The sequence below is a fragment of the Streptomyces sp. NPDC007164 genome (assembly GCF_040634135.1).
In the GTDB taxonomy this organism is placed as follows: Bacteria; Actinomycetota; Actinomycetes; order Streptomycetales; family Streptomycetaceae; genus Streptomyces; species Streptomyces sanglieri.
This window is the reverse complement of the sequence record NZ_JBEYFB010000006.1, coordinates 193,794-209,143: the sequence shown is the minus strand read 5'-3', so window position 1 is coordinate 209,143 and position 15,350 is coordinate 193,794. Positions and strand designations below refer to the sequence as shown.

The window sequence follows — 15,350 nt, the reverse complement described above, 5'->3', positions numbered from 1 at the left end:
TTACTTGTTCTCCTCGGTACGGGACGGGGCGGCGGGGGCGGCGGATTCGTACCCGCCCAGCAGCAGGTACAGGACGGCCATGCGGATCGAGACGCCGTTGGCGACCTGCTCGACGACCGTGCACCGGTCGGAGTCGGCGACCTCGGCGGTGATCTCCATGCCGCGGACCATCGGGCCGGGGTGCATGACGATGGCGTGCCCGGGCATCCGCGCCATCCGGTCGGCGTCCAGGCCGTAGCGGCGGGAGTACTCGCGCTCGGTCGGGAAGTACGCGGCGTTCATCCGTTCGCGCTGCACACGCAGCATCATCACCGCGTCGGACTTCGGCAGCACCTCGTCGAGGCCGTAGCTGACGTCGCACGGCCACTGTTCGACGCCGACGGGGACGAGGGTCGGCGGGGCCACCAGGGTGACGTGGGCGCCGAGCGTGTTCAGCAGGTGCACGTTGGAGCGGGCCACCCGGCTGTGCAGGATGTCGCCGACGATGGTGATCCGGCGGCCGTCGAGGTCCCGGCCCAGGCCGCTGTCGGTCCCGACCAGGCGGCGGCGCATCGTGAAGGCGTCCAGCAGGGCCTGGGTGGGGTGCTCGTGGGTGCCGTCACCGGCGTTGACGACGGCGCCGTCGATCCAGCCGGAGGTGGCGAGGCGGTACGGGGCGCCGGAGGCGCCGTGCCGGATGACGACGGCGTCGGCGCCCATCGCCTCCAGGGTCAGCGCGGTGTCCTTGAGCGACTCGCCCTTGGAGACGGACGAGCCCTTCGCGGAGAAGTTGATGACGTCGGCGGAGAGGCGCTTGGCGGCGGCCTCGAAGGAGATGCGGGTACGCGTCGAGTCCTCGAAGAAGAGGTTGACGACGGTACGGCCGCGCAGGGTCGGGAGCTTCTTGATCGGCCGGTCCGCGACCCTGGCCATCTCCTCGGCGGTGTCGAGGATCAGGACGGCGTCGTCGCGGGTGAGATCGGCGGCCGAGATGAGGTGACGCTTCATCTGGGTGTTCTCCGGGGGCTGGAGGGTTCAGGCATGCGGGCGTGCGGAAGCAGCCGTAGTGGCTCGTGGCGGGCCGTACGGGGGTGGTGGGGCTACTGCTCGCCCGTCGGGGCGGTCCGCTCCACACCGAGCAGCACGGCGTCCCGGCCGTCCTCCTCGGCGAGCTGGACCTTGACCGTCTCCCGCAGCGACGTGGGGAGGTTCTTGCCGACGTAGTCGGCGCGGATCGGGAGTTCGCGGTGACCCCGGTCGACGAGGACCGCGAGCTGCACCGCGCGGGGCCGGCCGATGTCGCCCAGGGCGTCGAGGGCGGCGCGGATCGTGCGTCCCGAGAACAGGACGTCGTCGACGAGGACGACCAGCCGGTCCTCGATGCCCTCGCCGGGGATCTCGGTGCGGGCCAGGGCGCGCGCCGGGCGCAGCCGCAGGTCGTCGCGGTACATGGTGATGTCGAGGGAGCCGACCGGCATTTTTCCGCCGGTGATCTCTTCGAGCTTCTCGGCGAGCCGACGGGCGAGGAACACGCCCCGCGTCGGGATGCCGAGGAGGACCACGTCGTCGGCGCCCTTGGCGCGTTCGACGATCTCGTGGGCGATCCGGGTCAGTACCCGGGCGATGTCGGGAGCCTCCAGAACGGGGCGTGCCGCATTGCCGGTGGCTTCGTGCTGTGCGTCCATAAGAAACGGACCTCCTTCTCCGTCTCACGGGACGGACCTTAAAGGACGTCGAAATTGCGTCATCCACGTTACCAGGGCTTGCGCCGGCCTCCGCTCCCGCCCCCGGGAGGTGCCGGTCCGGACCATTCGGCTTGACGCATCCAAGTAACGCTGCGTAACCTCACAGTGAGTTACCAGCAACGCGGCGGAGCCGCGAAATGTCCCAGCGTCCGGGGAGCCTTATGTCCAGCGAATACGCAAAACAGCTCGGGGCCAAACTCCGTGCCATCCGCACCCAGCAGGGCCTCTCCCTCCATGGCGTGGAGGAGAAGTCCCAGGGCCGCTGGAAGGCCGTCGTGGTCGGTTCGTACGAGCGCGGCGACCGTGCCGTGACCGTGCAGCGCCTCGCTGAGCTCGCGGACTTCTACGGGGTCCCGGTCCAGGAGCTCCTGCCCGGTACGACGCCCGGCGGTGCCGCCGAGCCGCCGCCGAAGCTCGTCCTTGACCTGGAGCGCCTCGCCCACGTCCCGCCGGAGAAGGCCGGTCCGCTGCAGCGCTACGCGGCGACGATCCAGAGCCAGCGCGGTGACTACAACGGCAAGGTGCTCTCGATCCGCCAGGACGACCTGCGCACACTGGCCGTGATCTATGACCAGTCGCCGTCCGTGCTCACGGAGCAGCTGATCAGCTGGGGCGTGCTGGACGCGGACGCGCGTCGCGCCGTGGCCCACGAAGAGGGCTGACGCCCCCCTGAAGAAACGTGCCGCCGTGTCGGCGCGGTTCACCCCAACGGGTGCCCGCGCCGACACGGCTTTTTTCGTGCGTGCCGGTTCGCACGCGGCGGGCCGCCGCACGCCGAAGGGCCCACGGCCGAGCGGCCATGGGCCCTTCGTTGGCTGAACGCCGCCGGTGCTACTGCTCCCGGCGGAGGTTCGGCTTGAGGTCCTTGAAGCGGGCCAGCAGCCCGTTCACGAAGGACGGGGAGTCGTCGGTGGAGAACTCCTTGGCGAGCTGGACCGCCTCGTCGATCACCACCGCGTCCGGGGTGCCGTCCACCCAGATCAGCTCGTAGGCACCGAGCCGCAGGATGTTCCGGTCGACGACCGGCATGCGGTCGATCTCCCAGTCCACCGCGTAGGTCACGATGAGGTCGTCGATCCGGTCCGCGTACTGCGCGTACCCCTCGACCAGCTCCATCGTGTACTCGGTGACCGGCGGCTGACGGGTGTCGGCCCGCGAGTGCCGCACCCAGTCCGCGAGGACCGTCTGCACGGACTCGCCGCGCTGGTCGGCCTCGAAAAGGATCTGGAAGGCACGCTTGCGGGCCTTGTTCCGGGCAGCCACGGTTAGCTGTTCACCCGGCCGAGGTAGTCGCCCGTGCGGGTGTCGACCTTGATCTTCTCACCGGTGGTGATGAAGAGCGGGACGCCGATCTCGTAGTCGGTCTCCAGCGTGGCCGGCTTGGTGCCACCGGTGGAGCGGTCGCCCTGGACGCCCGGGTCGGTGTGCTTGACGGTCAGCTCGACGGCGGCGGGCAGCTCGACGTAGAGCACCTCGCCCTCGTGCTGCGCGACGGAGGCGGTGAAGCCCTCGATCAGGAAGTTGGCGGCGCTGCCGACAGCCTTGCGGTCGACCATGAGCTGGTCGTAGGTGTCCATGTCCATGAAGACGAAGTACTCGCCGTCCATGTACGAGAACTGCATGTCGCGACGGTCGATGGTGGCCGTTTCGACCTTCACGCCGGCGTTGAACGTCTTGTCGACGACCTTGCCGGAGAGCACGTTCTTGAGCTTGGTGCGCACGAAGGCCGGGCCCTTGCCGGGCTTGACGTGCTGGAACTCGACGACGGACCAGAGCTGGCCTCCGTCGAGCTTGAGCACCAGGCCGTTCTTGAGGTCGTTCGTGGAAGCCACGGTTGCGGAATCTCCTGGACTGAAGCTGGTGGAACGACCGAGGATGCGCGCTAGAGCGCGAGCAGCTCCTTGGTCGTAATGGTGAGTAGCTCGGGTCCGCCGTCCGCCTCGGGGCGCACGACGAGCGTGTCATCGATCCGGACCCCGCCCCGGCCCGGGAGGTGGACCCCCGGTTCGACGGTGACCGGCACACAAGCGTCCAGTTTACCCATGGCCGCAGGTGCCAACTGCGGGTCCTCGTCGATTTCGAGTCCCACCCCGTGCCCGGTCCAGGGTGCCAGCCCCCCGCCGTGCCCCGCGGAGTCCAGGAGATGCCGGGCCGCACGGTCCACGTCGCGGTAGGCCGCACCCGGCACGAGGGCCTCCCGCCCGGCCCTCTGAGCGGCGAAAACCAGGTCGTAGAGCTCGATCTGCCAGTCGGCCGGCGTCGTGCCGATGACGAAGGTACGGCCGATCTCGCAGCGGTATCCGCGGTAGTTCGCGCCGAGGCAGACGGAGAGGAAATCTCCTTCCTCCACCCGCCGGTCCGAAGGGCGGTGGCGGCCCTGGCCCGAGTTCGGTCCGGTGGCCACGGAGGTGGCGAAGGCGGGGCCGTCGGCGCCGTGGTCCACCAGGCGGCGCTCCAGCTCCAGGGCGAGGTGCCGTTCGGTGCGGCCCACCAGGATGGATTCGAGGAGTTCGCCCAGGGCCTGGTCGGTGATCTCGGCGGCGATCCGCAGGCAGGCGATCTCCTCCTCGTCCTTGACCACCCGCAGCTGCTCGACGGTGGCACCGAGATCCGCCAGCCGCAGCCTCGGGGCCACCGAGCCCATGGCCCGGTGACGGGCGACCGTCAGATGGTGCTCCTCGACGGCCAGCGACTCCGCGCCCGAGGAGCCGGCCAGTTCGGCGGCGGCGACCGCCGGATCGCCGTCGGAGGCCGGCAGCGGGGAGACCCTCAGCCGGTCGTCGGTGCGCCCGTCGGCGGGATCACCGCCCCGGTCCCGGGGAGAGATCAGGACGTCCCCGCCGGGTCCGAGCAGCAGCACGGCACCTGGGGGCGCTCCGCCCGCGAGATAGCGGACGTTGGCGGGGCGGGAGACCAGAGCGGCCGCGGATCCGACGGCGGCGCACCGGTCGCGAAGCAGCCCGCGGCGGACGGCGTACACCTCTGACATGCCACGAGCCTACGAGCGGTGGCGCGGGCCTGCGCGGTCAGCGCACCCGACCGGGGGGCGGCCGGGCACCGGGAGCACCGTCCGGTGACGGTTCACCAGGTCGGCGGGCTGGCTATGGAGCGGGCGAGTATGTCGTCCAGGACGCGGGCGGTGGTCTCCACGTCGTACGTCGAGTTGTCGATGATCGGTAGCCCGGAGCCGTACCAGCCGGCCATCCGGCCGTGGATCCTGGCGACCTCCTCGTCCGACAGGCGGCGGTTCCCGCTGCGGGCGGCGTTGCGCTCCAGCACGATCTCCAGACCGGGCAGCAGCACGACGGGCAGGAGTCCGGGGCCGACATGGCGCTTCCAGCCGCCGAGTCCGACCACCGGCCGGTCCGGGAAGACCGCGTCGTCGAGGATGCAGGAGATGCCGTTGGCGAGGAAATTGCGGGCGGCGAAGCCACAGGTGCGGCGGGCCAGGCGGTACTGGGCCTCGGAGTGGTCGTTCCACCCGGCCTGCGGGTCGGCGAAACCGGAGCAGACCCATTCGCGGACGTCGTCGAGGCTGACATGGGCGGTGGGCACCCGGCGGCGGCTGGCCCAGAGCTTGGCCACGGTGGTCTTGCCGGCGCCCGCGGGGCCGATCAGGAGGACCGCGAGGGTCGCGCTGCCGGTGCCGGGCTCGGCGGGCGGCGCGGGCAGCGGGACCGGGCCGCCGGGCGGCAGCTGGACGTGTCCCGCGGTCTCCCTGAGAGGAGGGCCCGGGGCATGGTGCGGGGCCGGCCCGCTCCAGCCGCCGGGCGCGGGCGGGGTGCTGGGCGGCGGCCCCGGCGGACCGGGGTGGCCGGGGTGCTGGGCCTGGTGCGACCAGCCGACAGGTCCGCTTCCGGGTCCTTGGGGCGGCGGCAGCGGGGCCCCCACTGCGTGCTGCATCCGGTGCCACTCCGTCTCGTACAGGCAACTGGCGCTGGTGGAACGGCAACCGTACCGTTCCCGGCCGCCGCTGGGACAACGGCCGGGAACGCGCGACGGTGCCCGGATGGCCGGGAAACCGGTCCGTCAGTCGGTCAGCTCGTCCGCGAGGGCGCGCAGGGCGAGGCGGTAGGAGCCGATGCCGAATCCGGCCACTGTCCCCGTGGCCACCGGTGCGACCACGGAGTTGTGGCGGAATTCCTCCCGTGCGTACGGGTTCGAGATGTGCACCTCGATCAGCGGGGCGGTGCGCTGGGCCGCCGCGTCCCGCATTCCGTACGAGTAGTGGGTGAAGGCACCCGGGTTGAGAACGACCGGAATTGATCCGTCCGCGGCCTCGTGGAGCCAGCGGATCAGCTCCCCCTCGTCGTTGGTCTCACGGACGTCGACGTCGAAGCCGAGCTCCTTGCCGAGGGCGCGGCAGGTGTCGACGAGACCGGCGTACGAGGTGGCTCCGTAGACATCGGGCTCGCGGGAGCCGAGCCGGCCGAGGTTCGGGCCGTTGAGGACCAGCACCCGGCGGGTCACGCGGACACCTCCCCGTAGGCGGCCAGCAGCACGGCCGGGTCGGGGCCCTCCAGGACGGTGGGCTTGCCGAGGCCGTCCAGGACGATGAAGCGCAGCAGGTCACCGCGGGACTTCTTGTCGACCTTCATGTTCTCCAGCAGCTTGGGCCACTGGTCGCCGCGGTAGGTGAGCGGCAGTCCGACGGACTCCAGGACGGCGCGGTGCCGGTCGGCGGTGGCGTCGTCGAGCCGGCCGGCCAGCCGGCCCAGCTCGGCGGCGAAGACCATGCCGACCGAGACCGCCGCGCCGTGCCGCCACTTGTAGCGTTCGTTCTTCTCGATCGCGTGGGCCAGGGTGTGGCCGTAGTTGAGGATCTCGCGCAGTCCGGATTCCTTCAGGTCGCTGGAGACGACCTCGGCCTTGACCCGGATGGCGCGTTCGATCAGCTCGGCGGTGTGCGGTCCGGTGGGCGTGCGGGCACCCTCCGGGTCGGCCTCGATCAGGTCGAGGATCGCCGGGTCGGCGATGAACCCGGCCTTGATGATCTCGGCCATGCCGCTGACATAGTCGTTCACGGGCAGCGAGTCCAGCGCGGCGAGATCGCAGAGCACCCCGGCCGGCGGGTGGAAGGCGCCGACGAGGTTCTTGCCCTCGGCGGTGTTGATGCCGGTCTTGCCGCCGACGGCCGCGTCGACCATGGCGAGCACGGTCGTGGGCACGGCGATCCAGCGCACCCCGCGCAGCCAGGTCGCCGCGACGAAGCCCGCCACGTCGGTGGTGGCGCCGCCGCCGACGCCGACGATCACGTCGGTGCGGGTGAAGCCGGTCTGTCCGAGCGCCTTCCAGCAGTACGCCGCGACCTCGACGGTCTTGGCCTCCTCGGCGTTCGGCAGCTGGATCGCGACGGCCTCGTAGCCCTGCTCGGCGAGATCCTGGCGGACCGCCTCACCGGTCTCGGCGAGCGCCTCGGGGTGCAGCACCGCGACGCGCTTGGCCCGGTCGCCGATGAGCATGGGCAGCTCGCCCAGCAGCTGCCGGCCCACCAGCACCTCGTACGGGTCGGTGCCCGCGCTGCCCGCGATCGGGATACGGATGAGGCCCTGCTCGGTCATGGCTGTGTTCTCCCGGCCGGGCGTGACGGGGTCGTCCGTGCACTCCGGCAGTTCCAGTGCGTCGAGGACCGCCTGGGCGACCTCTTCGGGGGTGCGCTCGTCGGTGGCGACGGTCACCCGGGCCACCTCGGTGTACAGGTGACGGCGGGCGTCCATCAGCTCGCGCCACTGCCGGCGCGGATTGACCGCGAGCAGCGGGCGGGCGGTGTTCAGGCCGACCCGCTTGACGGCCTCCTCCACCTCCATCGAGAGGTAGACGACGGGGCGGCCGGAGAGCAGCGCCCGGGTTCCCTCGTCGAGCACGGCGCCGCCGCCGAGGGAGAGGACGCCGGTGTGCTCCGCGACGGCGGCGTGCACCGCGCGCCGCTCCAGCTCGCGGAAGTGCTCCTCGCCCTCGTCGTAGAAGATCTCCGGGATCGGCTTGCCGGCCGTGGCCACGACGTCCGCGTCGGTGTCCCGGTAGCCGGTGCCCAGCCGGCCGGCGAGCAGCTCACCGACCGTGGACTTGCCGACGCCCATCGGGCCGACGAGGACGATCAGCGGGCCGCTCATCGGATCTGGAGGTGGTCGAGGTACGACTGCACATTGCGGTGGGTCTCGGCGACGCTGTCGCCGCCGAACTTCTCCGCGACGGCGTCGGCCAGGACCAGCGCGACCATCGCCTCGGCGACGATGCCCGCGGCCGGAACGGCACAGACGTCGGAGCGCTGGTGGTGGGCCTTGGCGGGTTCGCCGGTGACGACATCGACGGTGGCCAGCGCGCGCGGCACGGTCGCGATGGGCTTCATCGCGGCCCGGACCCGGAGCAGTTCGCCGGTGGTCAGACCGCCCTCGGTGCCGCCGGAACGGCCGGAGGCGCGCCTGATGCCGTCCTCGGTGACCAGGATCTCGTCGTGCGCCTTCGAGCCGGGGACCCGGGCCAGGTCGAAGCCGTCGCCGACCTCGACCCCCTTGATGGCCTGGATGCCCATCAGTGCGGCGGCGAGCCGGGCGTCGAGCCGGCGGTCCCAGTGGACGTGCGAGCCGAGCCCGACGGGCACCCCGTACGCCAGCACCTCGACGACGCCGCCGAGGGTGTCGCCGTCCTTGTGGGCCTGGTCGATCTCGGCGACCATTTCCTTGCTCGCGTCGGCGTCCAGGCAGCGCACCGGGTCGGCGTCGAGCTTCTCGACGTCGGCGGGCGTCGGGTAGACGCCGTAGGGCGCCCTGGCCGCGGCCAGCTCGACGACATGGCTGACGATCTCGATGCCGGCGGTCTCCTTGAGGTACGACCGGGCGACGGCACCGAGCGCGACGCGGGCCGCCGTCTCCCGGGCGCTGGCGCGCTCCAGGATCGGCCGGGCCTCGTCGAAGCCGTACTTCTGCATGCCCGCGAGATCGGCGTGGCCCGGCCTCGGGCGGGTCAGCGGGGCGTTACGGGCCAGCTCGGACAGGACCGCGGGGTCGACCGGGTCGGCCGACATGACCTGCTCCCACTTGGGCCACTCGGTGTTGCCCACCATCACGGCGACCGGGGAGCCCATGGTGAGGCCGTGGCGCACCCCGCCGAGGAAGGTGACCTCGTCCTTCTCGAACTTCATCCGCGCGCCGCGGCCATAACCGAGACGCCGCCGGGCGAGTGCGTCCGCCACCATCTCCGTGGTGATCGGGACGCCGGCGGGAAGACCCTCCAGCGTCGCCACGAGTGCGGGGCCGTGCGACTCCCCCGCGGTCAGCCAGCGCAACCTGCTCAACGGTGCTCCTCATGCTCGCGCCTGGAACTGCGACGGCGCGACCGGGTGCGCGGCCCTGGCCCGCCGCCCTCGATCCTCCCACGGCCGGGGGCCCCGGCCCGCCGCCGGTCCATCAGACGGACGGATCAGCGGGCCGGCAGAACGGTCAGCGGCCGGCCAGTGCCTGCTCGCCGGCCCGGCGCATCGCGGCCAGCGGCGCCGGGGAACGGCCCGTCATCTGCTCGACCTGGAGGACGGCCTGGTGCACCAGGAGGTCCAGACCTCCGATGACTGGGCCGCCATGGGCCGCCCAGGCGGACGCCAGTCCGGTGGGCCAGGGCTCGTACAGCACGTCGAAGAGCGTGCCGGGACGCTCCGGTACCGCGTCCATCAGCCCGTCGGTGGCCCCGGCCGGAGTGGTCGCCACGACCAGCGGGGCGCGCAGGGCCTGCTCGGCCTCCGCCCAGTCGGCGATCCGGACGTCCACGCCGAGGCGTTCGCCCCAGCCGCGCATCTCGTCACCGCGCCCGCGGCTGCGGACATAGGCCGTGACCGGTCCCGTGCAGATCTGCGAGAGCGCGGCGAGCGCGGACGAGGCGGTGGCGCCGGCGCCGAGGACGGCGGCGGACTCGGTCTTCTCCACCCCGCGTTCGCGCAGCGCGGCGATCATCCCGGGGATGTCGGTGTTGTCGCCGGTCCGCCGGCCGTCCTCGGTGAGGACGACCGTGTTGACGGCCTCCACCGAAGACGCGGTCTCGCTGACGGAGTCCAGCAGCGGAATGATCGCCCGCTTGAGCGGCATGGTCAGCGAGAGCCCGGCCCAGGTGGAGTCGAGCCCCTGGACGAAGCCGGGCAGCGCGTCCTCGTCGACCTCGAACCGGTCGTACGTCCAGCCATCGAGGCCGAGTTCGGCGTACGCGGCCCGGTGCAGCACCGGCGAGAGCGAGTGCGCGATGGGCGAACCGAGCACGGCCGCCCGGTGCCGCCGGTCAGCCGAGGCCATGCTGTTCCTTGAATTTTTCGTTGAGCTTGTCGTGCTCGGCGGCGGTCTTGGTGAACTGGGTCTTCTTGCCGTCGAGCGAGATGAAGAACATCCACCCGTTGCTGGTGGGGCTGAGCGTGGCGCGCAGGGCCTCGTCGCCCGGATTGCTGATCGGGCCCGGCGGAAGCCCCGCGTGGAAATAGGTGTTGTACGGGTCCGGGTTGGTCCGGATCTCCTTGGTGCTGATCTTGATCTTGCTCTGGTTGTTGAGGTAATTGAACGCGGAGTCGAATTCGAGCTTGCGGTTCGTCACCGTGTTGTCGGGCTTCAGGCGGTTGTAGACGACTTCGGCCATCTTGCGGAAGTCGTCGTGCGTGAGGCCCTCCGCCTGGACGAGGCTGGCGACCGTGAGCACCTGCCACGGGCCGTCCAGCTTGTACTTCTTGGCGGTTCCTTCGAGGTCGAGCTTCTGGTACTCCTCGTTGGACCGCGCGACCATCTTCTTGAGGATCGCCTCCGGCTTGGTTTCCTTCGTGACCGGATATGCGGCCGGGTAGAGGAACCCTTCCAGCGGGTCCTTGATGTCCTTGCCGTTGACCGCCCAGTCGGGCAGGCCGAGTTCGGACCTCTTGGCCGTGGCGATTCCCTTGGTCGTGCCCTTCTTGAGGCTCAGCTTCTTGTCGACCATCTCGTAGACGGCGATATTGCGGAAACCCTCGGGAATCACCAGGAGATTCTGGCTGTTCGGGTCGACCATCATCTTCACGGCCTCGGCCGCCGACATCTTCTCGTGGAGGAGATACACCCCGGCCTGGATCGACTTCCCCTTGGGGTTCTCGCTCTGCGCGGAGACGAACGCGTCGACGCTCTTGACCACACCCTGCTTCTTCAGGATGTTGCCGATGTCGTACCCGAACGCGCCCTTGGGGATCTCCACCTCGACCGATCCCGAACCGCTGCCCGCGTAGTCGGGCGCCGCGCCGAACTTGTCCTTCCAGTACGAGTAGCCGAAGTAGCCCGCCCCGCCGAGCCCGCCGACCAGGACCAGCGAGACGACCAGGCAGGCGACGCCGTTGCGGCTCTTCTTCTTGCCCTTGCCGCGGCGCTCGTTGCCGCCGCGGCTGCCGCGACGGGACGCACGCGGCTCGTCGTCGTACTCGTCGTCGTTGTCGTCGCCGTTGTCGTCGCGGTCGTCGGCACCCGTGAAGAACGGGTGGGTCTCCTCCGGCTGGACCTCGGGGTCCCAGTCGGGAGTCTGCGTCGGGGCCTGCTGGGCAGCGGGCTCGCGACGGCCCGGGGGCTGCGGCGGCGGGTAGGCCTCCGGCGTGCCGTAGTAGTCGTGCGTCTCGCCGTAGCCGCTCTGTCCCCCGCCGTACGGGTCGGCCGCCGACTGGGTGTCGTACGGCATCGCGGCGGGCTGCTGCCCGGTGCCCCAGCCGCCGTTGTCGTACTGCGGCTGCTGGGGCTGCTGCGCGTACGGGTCCTGCTGGACTCCGTAGTCGGGCTGCTGCTGGTAGTGCTGCTGCTGGGCGTACGGGTCCTGCGACTGCTGCTGAGGCTGCTGCTGGGCGTACGGGTCCTGCGACTGCTGGGGCTGCTGCGGCTGCTGCGCGTACGGATCGTGCGGGTAGGGCTGCTGCTGGCCGCCGTACTGGTCCTGGCCGTGGGGGGACTGCTGTCCTCCCCATCCCTGGTCCCCGTACAAGGGGTCCTCGGGATGCCACGGTTCGGAGCCGGGGCCCCGGCCATACTCAGTCATCGATCCCCTAGAGCCGCGAGACGACGTTCCGTCTCTTGCTGTGCGGTGTTTGTTCGAAGCACCGCCGCATCGCGCGGAACGTTACCGTATCGCGATCAGGCAACCACTTCGACGCCTTCGCCGGGTGCTCGGCCCGACGCCCGTTCGGACTCCAGAGCGTTCTGAAGGATCACCACAGCGGCAGCCTGGTCGATGACGGAACGGCCTTTCTTGGACTTCACGCCCGAAGCGCGCAGCCCTTGACTGGCCGTCACTGTGGTCATCCTCTCGTCCACCAGTCGCACCGGCACGGGTGCGACCGCACGGGCGAACTCCTGGGCGAAGACCCGGATCTTGGCGGCGGCTGGTCCCTCACCGCCGCCGAGGGACCGCGGCAGGCCGATGATGATCTCGATCGGCTCGTACTCCTCGACGATCTGCCCGAGCCGCCGGTGGGCCGCCGGGACATCGCGTCCCGGGACGGTCTCCACCGGCGTGGCGAGGATCCCGTCGGGGTCGCACGAGGCGACCCCGATCCGGGCGTCCCCGACATCGATCGCGAGACGACGACCGCGGCGCATCTGCGTCATTCCCGTCGTCACGCCGTTTCGGTGACGAGGCGTTCGACGGCGGACACCGCGGCGCCGATGGCCTCGGGGTCCTGGCCGCCGCCCTGGGCGACGTCCGGCTTGCCACCACCACCGCCGCCGAGGGTCTTGGCCGCGGTACGGACCAGGTCACCGGCCTTGAGACCGCGCTCACGGGCGGCCTCGTTGGTGGCGATGACGGTCAGCGGGCGGCCGTTGGCGGTGGTGAACAGGGCCACGACGACCGGCCGGCCGCCCTGGATGCGACCGCGGACGTCGAGGACGAGCCTGCGCAGGTCGTCGGCCGACGTGCCGTCGGGGACCTGGCCGGTGACCAGGGCGACGCCGCGTACGTCCCTGGCGGACTCGGCCAGTCCGGCGGCGGCCTGGAGGACCTTCTCCGCGCGGAACTTCTCGATCTCCTTCTCGGCGTCCTTCAGCTTGCCGAGCATTCCGGCGATCTTCTCCGGAAGCTCCTCGGGACGGCCCTTGACCAGCTCCTGGAGCTGGGCGACGACCGTGTGCTCCCTGGCAAGGAAGTTGTACGCGTCGACGCCGACGAGGGCCTCGATACGACGCACACCGGAACCGATGGACGACTCGCCGAGCAGCTTCACCAGACCCAGCTGGGCGGTGTTGTGGACGTGCGTACCGCCGCAGAGCTCCTTGGAGAAGTCGCCGATGGTGACGACCCGGACCCGCTCGCCGTACTTCTCGCCGAACTCGGCGATGGCGCCCTGCTTCTTGGCCTCGTCGATCGACATGACCTCGGCCTGGACGTCGAGCTCGCGCGAGAGCACGTCGTTGATCTTCTGCTCGACATCGGTCATGACCGAGCCGGGGACGGCGTTCGGCGAGCCGAAGTCGAAGCGGAAGCGGCCGGGCTGGTTCTCCGAACCGGCCTGGGCGGCCGTCGGGCCGAGCGCGTCGCGCAGGGCCTGGTGCGTGAGGTGCGTGGCCGAGTGGGCGCGGGCGATGGCGCGGCGGCGCTTGACGTCGATCGAGGCGAGGACCGGAGCGCCGACGGTGACCTCGCCGACCTGGACGACACCCTTGTGGACGTGGACGCCGGGGACCGGCTTCTGGACGTCGCGGACCTCGATGACGGCGCCGGTGTGGAGCCTGATCCGGCCCTGGTCGGCGATCTGGCCGCCGCCCTCGGCGTAGAACGGGGTGCGGTCGAGGACGACCTCGACCTCGTCGCCCTCGGACGCGGCCGGGGAGGACACCCCGTCGACGAGCAGGCCGACGATGGTCGACTCGCCCTCGGTGGCGGTGTAGCCGGTGAAGTCGGTGGCGCCGGAGTTGTCGGCGACCTCACGGTAGGCGGACAGGTCGGCGTGACCGGTCTTCTTGGCGCGGGCGTCCGCCTTGGCGCGGTCCCGCTGCTCCTTCATCAGGCGGCGGAAGCCCTCCTCGTCCACGGAGAGGCCCTGTTCGGCGGCCATCTCCAGGGTGAGGTCGATCGGGAAGCCCCAGGTGTCGTGGAGCAGGAACGCCTTGTCGCCGGCGAGGACCTTGCCGCCGGCGGACTTGGTCTCGGTGACGGCGGTGTCGAGGATGTTGGTGCCGCCCTTGAGGGCCTTGAGGAAGGCGGCCTCCTCGGCGAGGGCGACGGTCTCGATGCGCTTGCGGTCGGTGGTCAGCTCCGGGTACTGCTGCCCCATCGTCTCGATCACGATGTCGACCAGGTCCTTGACGACCGGCCCGGTGGCACCCAGCAGCCGCATGTTGCGGATGGCGCGGCGCATGATCCGGCGCAGCACGTAGCCGCGGCCCTCGTTGCCCGGCGTGACGCCGTCGCCGATGAGCATCACGGAGGTACGGATGTGGTCGGCGACCACGCGGAGCGAGACGTCCGAGCCGTGTTCGGCGCCGTAGCGGACACCGGTCAGCTCGGTGGCCCGGTCCATGACGACGCGCAGGGTGTCGGTCTCGTACATGTTCTGTACGTCCTGCAGGATCATGGCGAGGCGTTCCAGGCCCAGACCCGTGTCGATGTTCTTCGACGGCAGGTCTCCGAGGATCGGGAAGTCCTCCTTGCCGTCACCGGCGCCGCGCTCGTACTGCATGAAGACCAGGTTCCAGATCTCCACGTACCGCTCGTCGTTGACGGCCGGGCCGCCCTCGACGCCGAACTCGGGGCCGCGGTCGTAGTTGATCTCGGAGCAGGGGCCGCAGGGTCCGGGGACGCCCATGGACCAGAAGTTGTCCTTCTTGCCCAGCCGCTGGATGCGCTCGGCCGGCACACCGATCTTGTCGCGCCAGATGGCCTCGGCCTCGTCGTCGTCGAGGTAGACCGTGATCCACAGCCGCTCGGGGTCGAGACCGAAGCCGCCGTCCGCCACGGAGCTCGTCAGAGCCTCCCAGGCGTAACCGATGGCGCCTTCCTTGAAGTAGTCGCCGAAGGAGAAGTTGCCGCACATCTGGAAGAACGTGCCGTGCCGGGTGGTCTTGCCGACCTCTTCGATGTCCGGCGTGCGGACGCACTTCTGCACGCTGGTGACGCGCGGGGCGGGCGGCTTGACCTCGCCGAGGAAGTACGGCTTGAAGGGCACCATGCCCGCGGGGACCAGCAGCAGAGTCGGGTCGTCCGCGATGAGCGACGCCGAAGGGACGACGGTGTGACCGCGCTCCTCGAAGAAGCTCAGCCAGCGGCGACGAATTTCAGCCGACTCCATCAGTGGTCCTCATTCCGGTTGTACGACGTGTAGGGGAGCTTGCGGTATTCGGTTGCCCCGAGGGACCTTTCGGGTCCGACGGGCTCGGACGCCTCGACGACGTAGTGCCGCCGCACCGGGAGGTCCGGGTCGACCGGCGCCTGAAGGCCCAGCGCCTCGCCCAGCTCGGCCTCCCGCCGCACCATGGACTCACGGACGTCCAGGGCGAAGTCCTTGAGCTTGTGCCCCGTCTCGATCGCCCGGTCCGCGGCCTGCGCCGCGAGGCTCTCGGGGGTGAGCTGCTTGAGTTTCCGGTTGACCTTGGCGGTGGCCCAGACACCGGCGGCGGCGCCGGCGGTGAACCAGAACGTACGGCGGAACATGGC

General features: G+C 70.7%; 15 protein-coding genes. 1 reads left to right on the top strand and 14 read right to left on the bottom strand.

Going from position 1 to position 15,350, the window contains the following annotated elements; translation table 11 throughout:
* Window positions 1-987 carry an aspartate carbamoyltransferase catalytic subunit gene (locus tag ABZ622_RS12435; protein WP_360542287.1) on the bottom strand — a complete coding sequence of 329 codons (987 nt, stop codon included), beginning with the start codon at window positions 985-987 and terminating at the stop codon, window positions 1-3.
* Window positions 988-1,079: 92 nt separating this feature from the next.
* Window positions 1,080-1,664 (bottom strand): bifunctional pyr operon transcriptional regulator/uracil phosphoribosyltransferase PyrR, encoded by a 585-nt coding sequence (gene pyrR / locus ABZ622_RS12430; RefSeq protein WP_360542286.1) that lies wholly within the window; start codon window positions 1,662-1,664, stop codon window positions 1,080-1,082.
* Window positions 1,665-1,885: 221 nt separating this feature from the next.
* Here pyrR and bldD point away from each other — a divergent pair, with 221 nt between their 5' ends.
* Entirely contained in the window at window positions 1,886-2,386 is a 501-nt protein-coding gene (bldD, locus tag ABZ622_RS12425) for a transcriptional regulator BldD (RefSeq protein ID WP_014044812.1), read from the top strand.
* 169 nt (window positions 2,387-2,555) lie between these two features.
* On the opposite strand, the gene nusB is transcribed toward bldD, so the two are convergent.
* The 12 genes from nusB to ABZ622_RS12365 all read right to left on the bottom strand — a co-directional run bounded on the left by nusB (window position 2,556) and on the right by ABZ622_RS12365 (window position 15,347).
* Window positions 2,556-2,987: a transcription antitermination factor NusB gene (gene nusB, locus ABZ622_RS12420; protein WP_259932672.1), complete on the bottom strand. Its 432-nt coding sequence runs from the start codon at window positions 2,985-2,987 to the stop codon at window positions 2,556-2,558.
* Between the two features lie 2 nt (window positions 2,988-2,989).
* The gene (gene efp / locus ABZ622_RS12415) at window positions 2,990-3,556 is read right to left on the bottom strand and encodes an elongation factor P (protein WP_266917247.1); all 567 of its coding nucleotides are present in this window, start codon (window positions 3,554-3,556) and stop codon (window positions 2,990-2,992) included.
* Window positions 3,557-3,606: 50 nt separating this feature from the next.
* Entirely contained in the window at window positions 3,607-4,713 is a 1,107-nt protein-coding gene (locus ABZ622_RS12410; RefSeq protein ID WP_360542285.1) for an aminopeptidase P family protein, read from the bottom strand.
* A 92-nt stretch (window positions 4,714-4,805) separates the two neighbouring features.
* Window positions 4,806-5,627 carry a Pro-rich N-terminal domain-containing protein gene (locus tag ABZ622_RS12405; protein ID WP_266917244.1) on the bottom strand — a complete coding sequence of 274 codons (822 nt, stop codon included), beginning with the start codon at window positions 5,625-5,627 and terminating at the stop codon, window positions 4,806-4,808.
* A gap of 126 nt (window positions 5,628-5,753) precedes the next feature.
* A complete protein-coding gene (aroQ, locus tag ABZ622_RS12400) occupies window positions 5,754-6,194 on the bottom strand; it encodes a type II 3-dehydroquinate dehydratase (protein ID WP_360542284.1) in 441 nt (146 codons plus the stop codon).
* Entirely contained in the window at window positions 6,191-7,837 is a 1,647-nt protein-coding gene (gene aroB, locus ABZ622_RS12395; RefSeq protein WP_360542283.1) for a 3-dehydroquinate synthase, read from the bottom strand. The genes aroQ and aroB overlap by 4 nt, the downstream gene beginning before the upstream one ends.
* The gene (aroC, locus tag ABZ622_RS12390) at window positions 7,834-9,018 is read right to left on the bottom strand and encodes a chorismate synthase (RefSeq protein WP_360542282.1); all 1,185 of its coding nucleotides are present in this window, start codon (window positions 9,016-9,018) and stop codon (window positions 7,834-7,836) included. Before aroC ends, aroB begins: the two co-directional genes overlap by 4 nt.
* A gap of 145 nt (window positions 9,019-9,163) precedes the next feature.
* Entirely contained in the window at window positions 9,164-10,000 is an 837-nt protein-coding gene (locus ABZ622_RS12385) for a shikimate dehydrogenase (protein ID WP_360542281.1), read from the bottom strand.
* Entirely contained in the window at window positions 9,987-11,738 is a 1,752-nt protein-coding gene (gene mltG, locus ABZ622_RS12380; RefSeq protein WP_360542280.1) for an endolytic transglycosylase MltG, read from the bottom strand. The genes ABZ622_RS12385 and mltG overlap by 14 nt, the downstream gene beginning before the upstream one ends.
* 95 nt (window positions 11,739-11,833) lie before the next feature.
* A complete protein-coding gene (gene ruvX / locus ABZ622_RS12375) occupies window positions 11,834-12,307 on the bottom strand; it encodes a Holliday junction resolvase RuvX (RefSeq protein ID WP_360542323.1) in 474 nt (157 codons plus the stop codon).
* A gap of 8 nt (window positions 12,308-12,315) precedes the next feature.
* The gene (alaS, locus tag ABZ622_RS12370; protein ID WP_360542279.1) at window positions 12,316-14,985 is read right to left on the bottom strand and encodes an alanine--tRNA ligase; all 2,670 of its coding nucleotides are present in this window, start codon (window positions 14,983-14,985) and stop codon (window positions 12,316-12,318) included.
* Window positions 14,985-15,347, bottom strand: coding sequence for a DUF6167 family protein (locus ABZ622_RS12365; protein ID WP_360542278.1), 363 nt, complete (start codon window positions 15,345-15,347; stop codon window positions 14,985-14,987). The genes alaS and ABZ622_RS12365 overlap by 1 nt, the downstream gene beginning before the upstream one ends.
* Window positions 15,348-15,350: the final 3 nt, after the last annotated feature.

Excerpts from the sequence above, each read along its gene's own strand:
- ABZ622_RS12435 (WP_360542287.1), bottom strand. The coding sequence starts at position 987 with ATGAAGCGTCACCTCATCTCGGCCGCCGATCTCACCCGCGACGACGCC.
- pyrR (WP_360542286.1), bottom strand. The coding sequence starts at position 1,664 with ATGGACGCACAGCACGAAGCCACCGGCAATGCGGCACGCCCCGTTCTG.
- bldD (WP_014044812.1), top strand. The coding sequence starts at position 1,886 with ATGTCCAGCGAATACGCAAAACAGCTCGGGGCCAAACTCCGTGCCATC.
- ABZ622_RS12410 (WP_360542285.1), bottom strand. The coding sequence starts at position 4,713 with ATGTCAGAGGTGTACGCCGTCCGCCGCGGGCTGCTTCGCGACCGGTGC.
- ABZ622_RS12405 (WP_266917244.1), bottom strand. The coding sequence starts at position 5,627 with ATGCAGCACGCAGTGGGGGCCCCGCTGCCGCCGCCCCAAGGACCCGGA.
- aroB (WP_360542283.1), bottom strand. The coding sequence starts at position 7,837 with ATGAGCGGCCCGCTGATCGTCCTCGTCGGCCCGATGGGCGTCGGCAAG.
- ABZ622_RS12385 (WP_360542281.1), bottom strand. The coding sequence starts at position 10,000 with ATGGCCTCGGCTGACCGGCGGCACCGGGCGGCCGTGCTCGGTTCGCCC.
- mltG (WP_360542280.1), bottom strand. The coding sequence starts at position 11,738 with ATGACTGAGTATGGCCGGGGCCCCGGCTCCGAACCGTGGCATCCCGAG.
- ruvX (WP_360542323.1), bottom strand. The coding sequence starts at position 12,307 with ATGACGCAGATGCGCCGCGGTCGTCGTCTCGCGATCGATGTCGGGGAC.
- alaS (WP_360542279.1), bottom strand. The coding sequence starts at position 14,985 with ATGGAGTCGGCTGAAATTCGTCGCCGCTGGCTGAGCTTCTTCGAGGAG.
- ABZ622_RS12365 (WP_360542278.1), bottom strand. The coding sequence starts at position 15,347 with ATGTTCCGCCGTACGTTCTGGTTCACCGCCGGCGCCGCCGCCGGTGTC.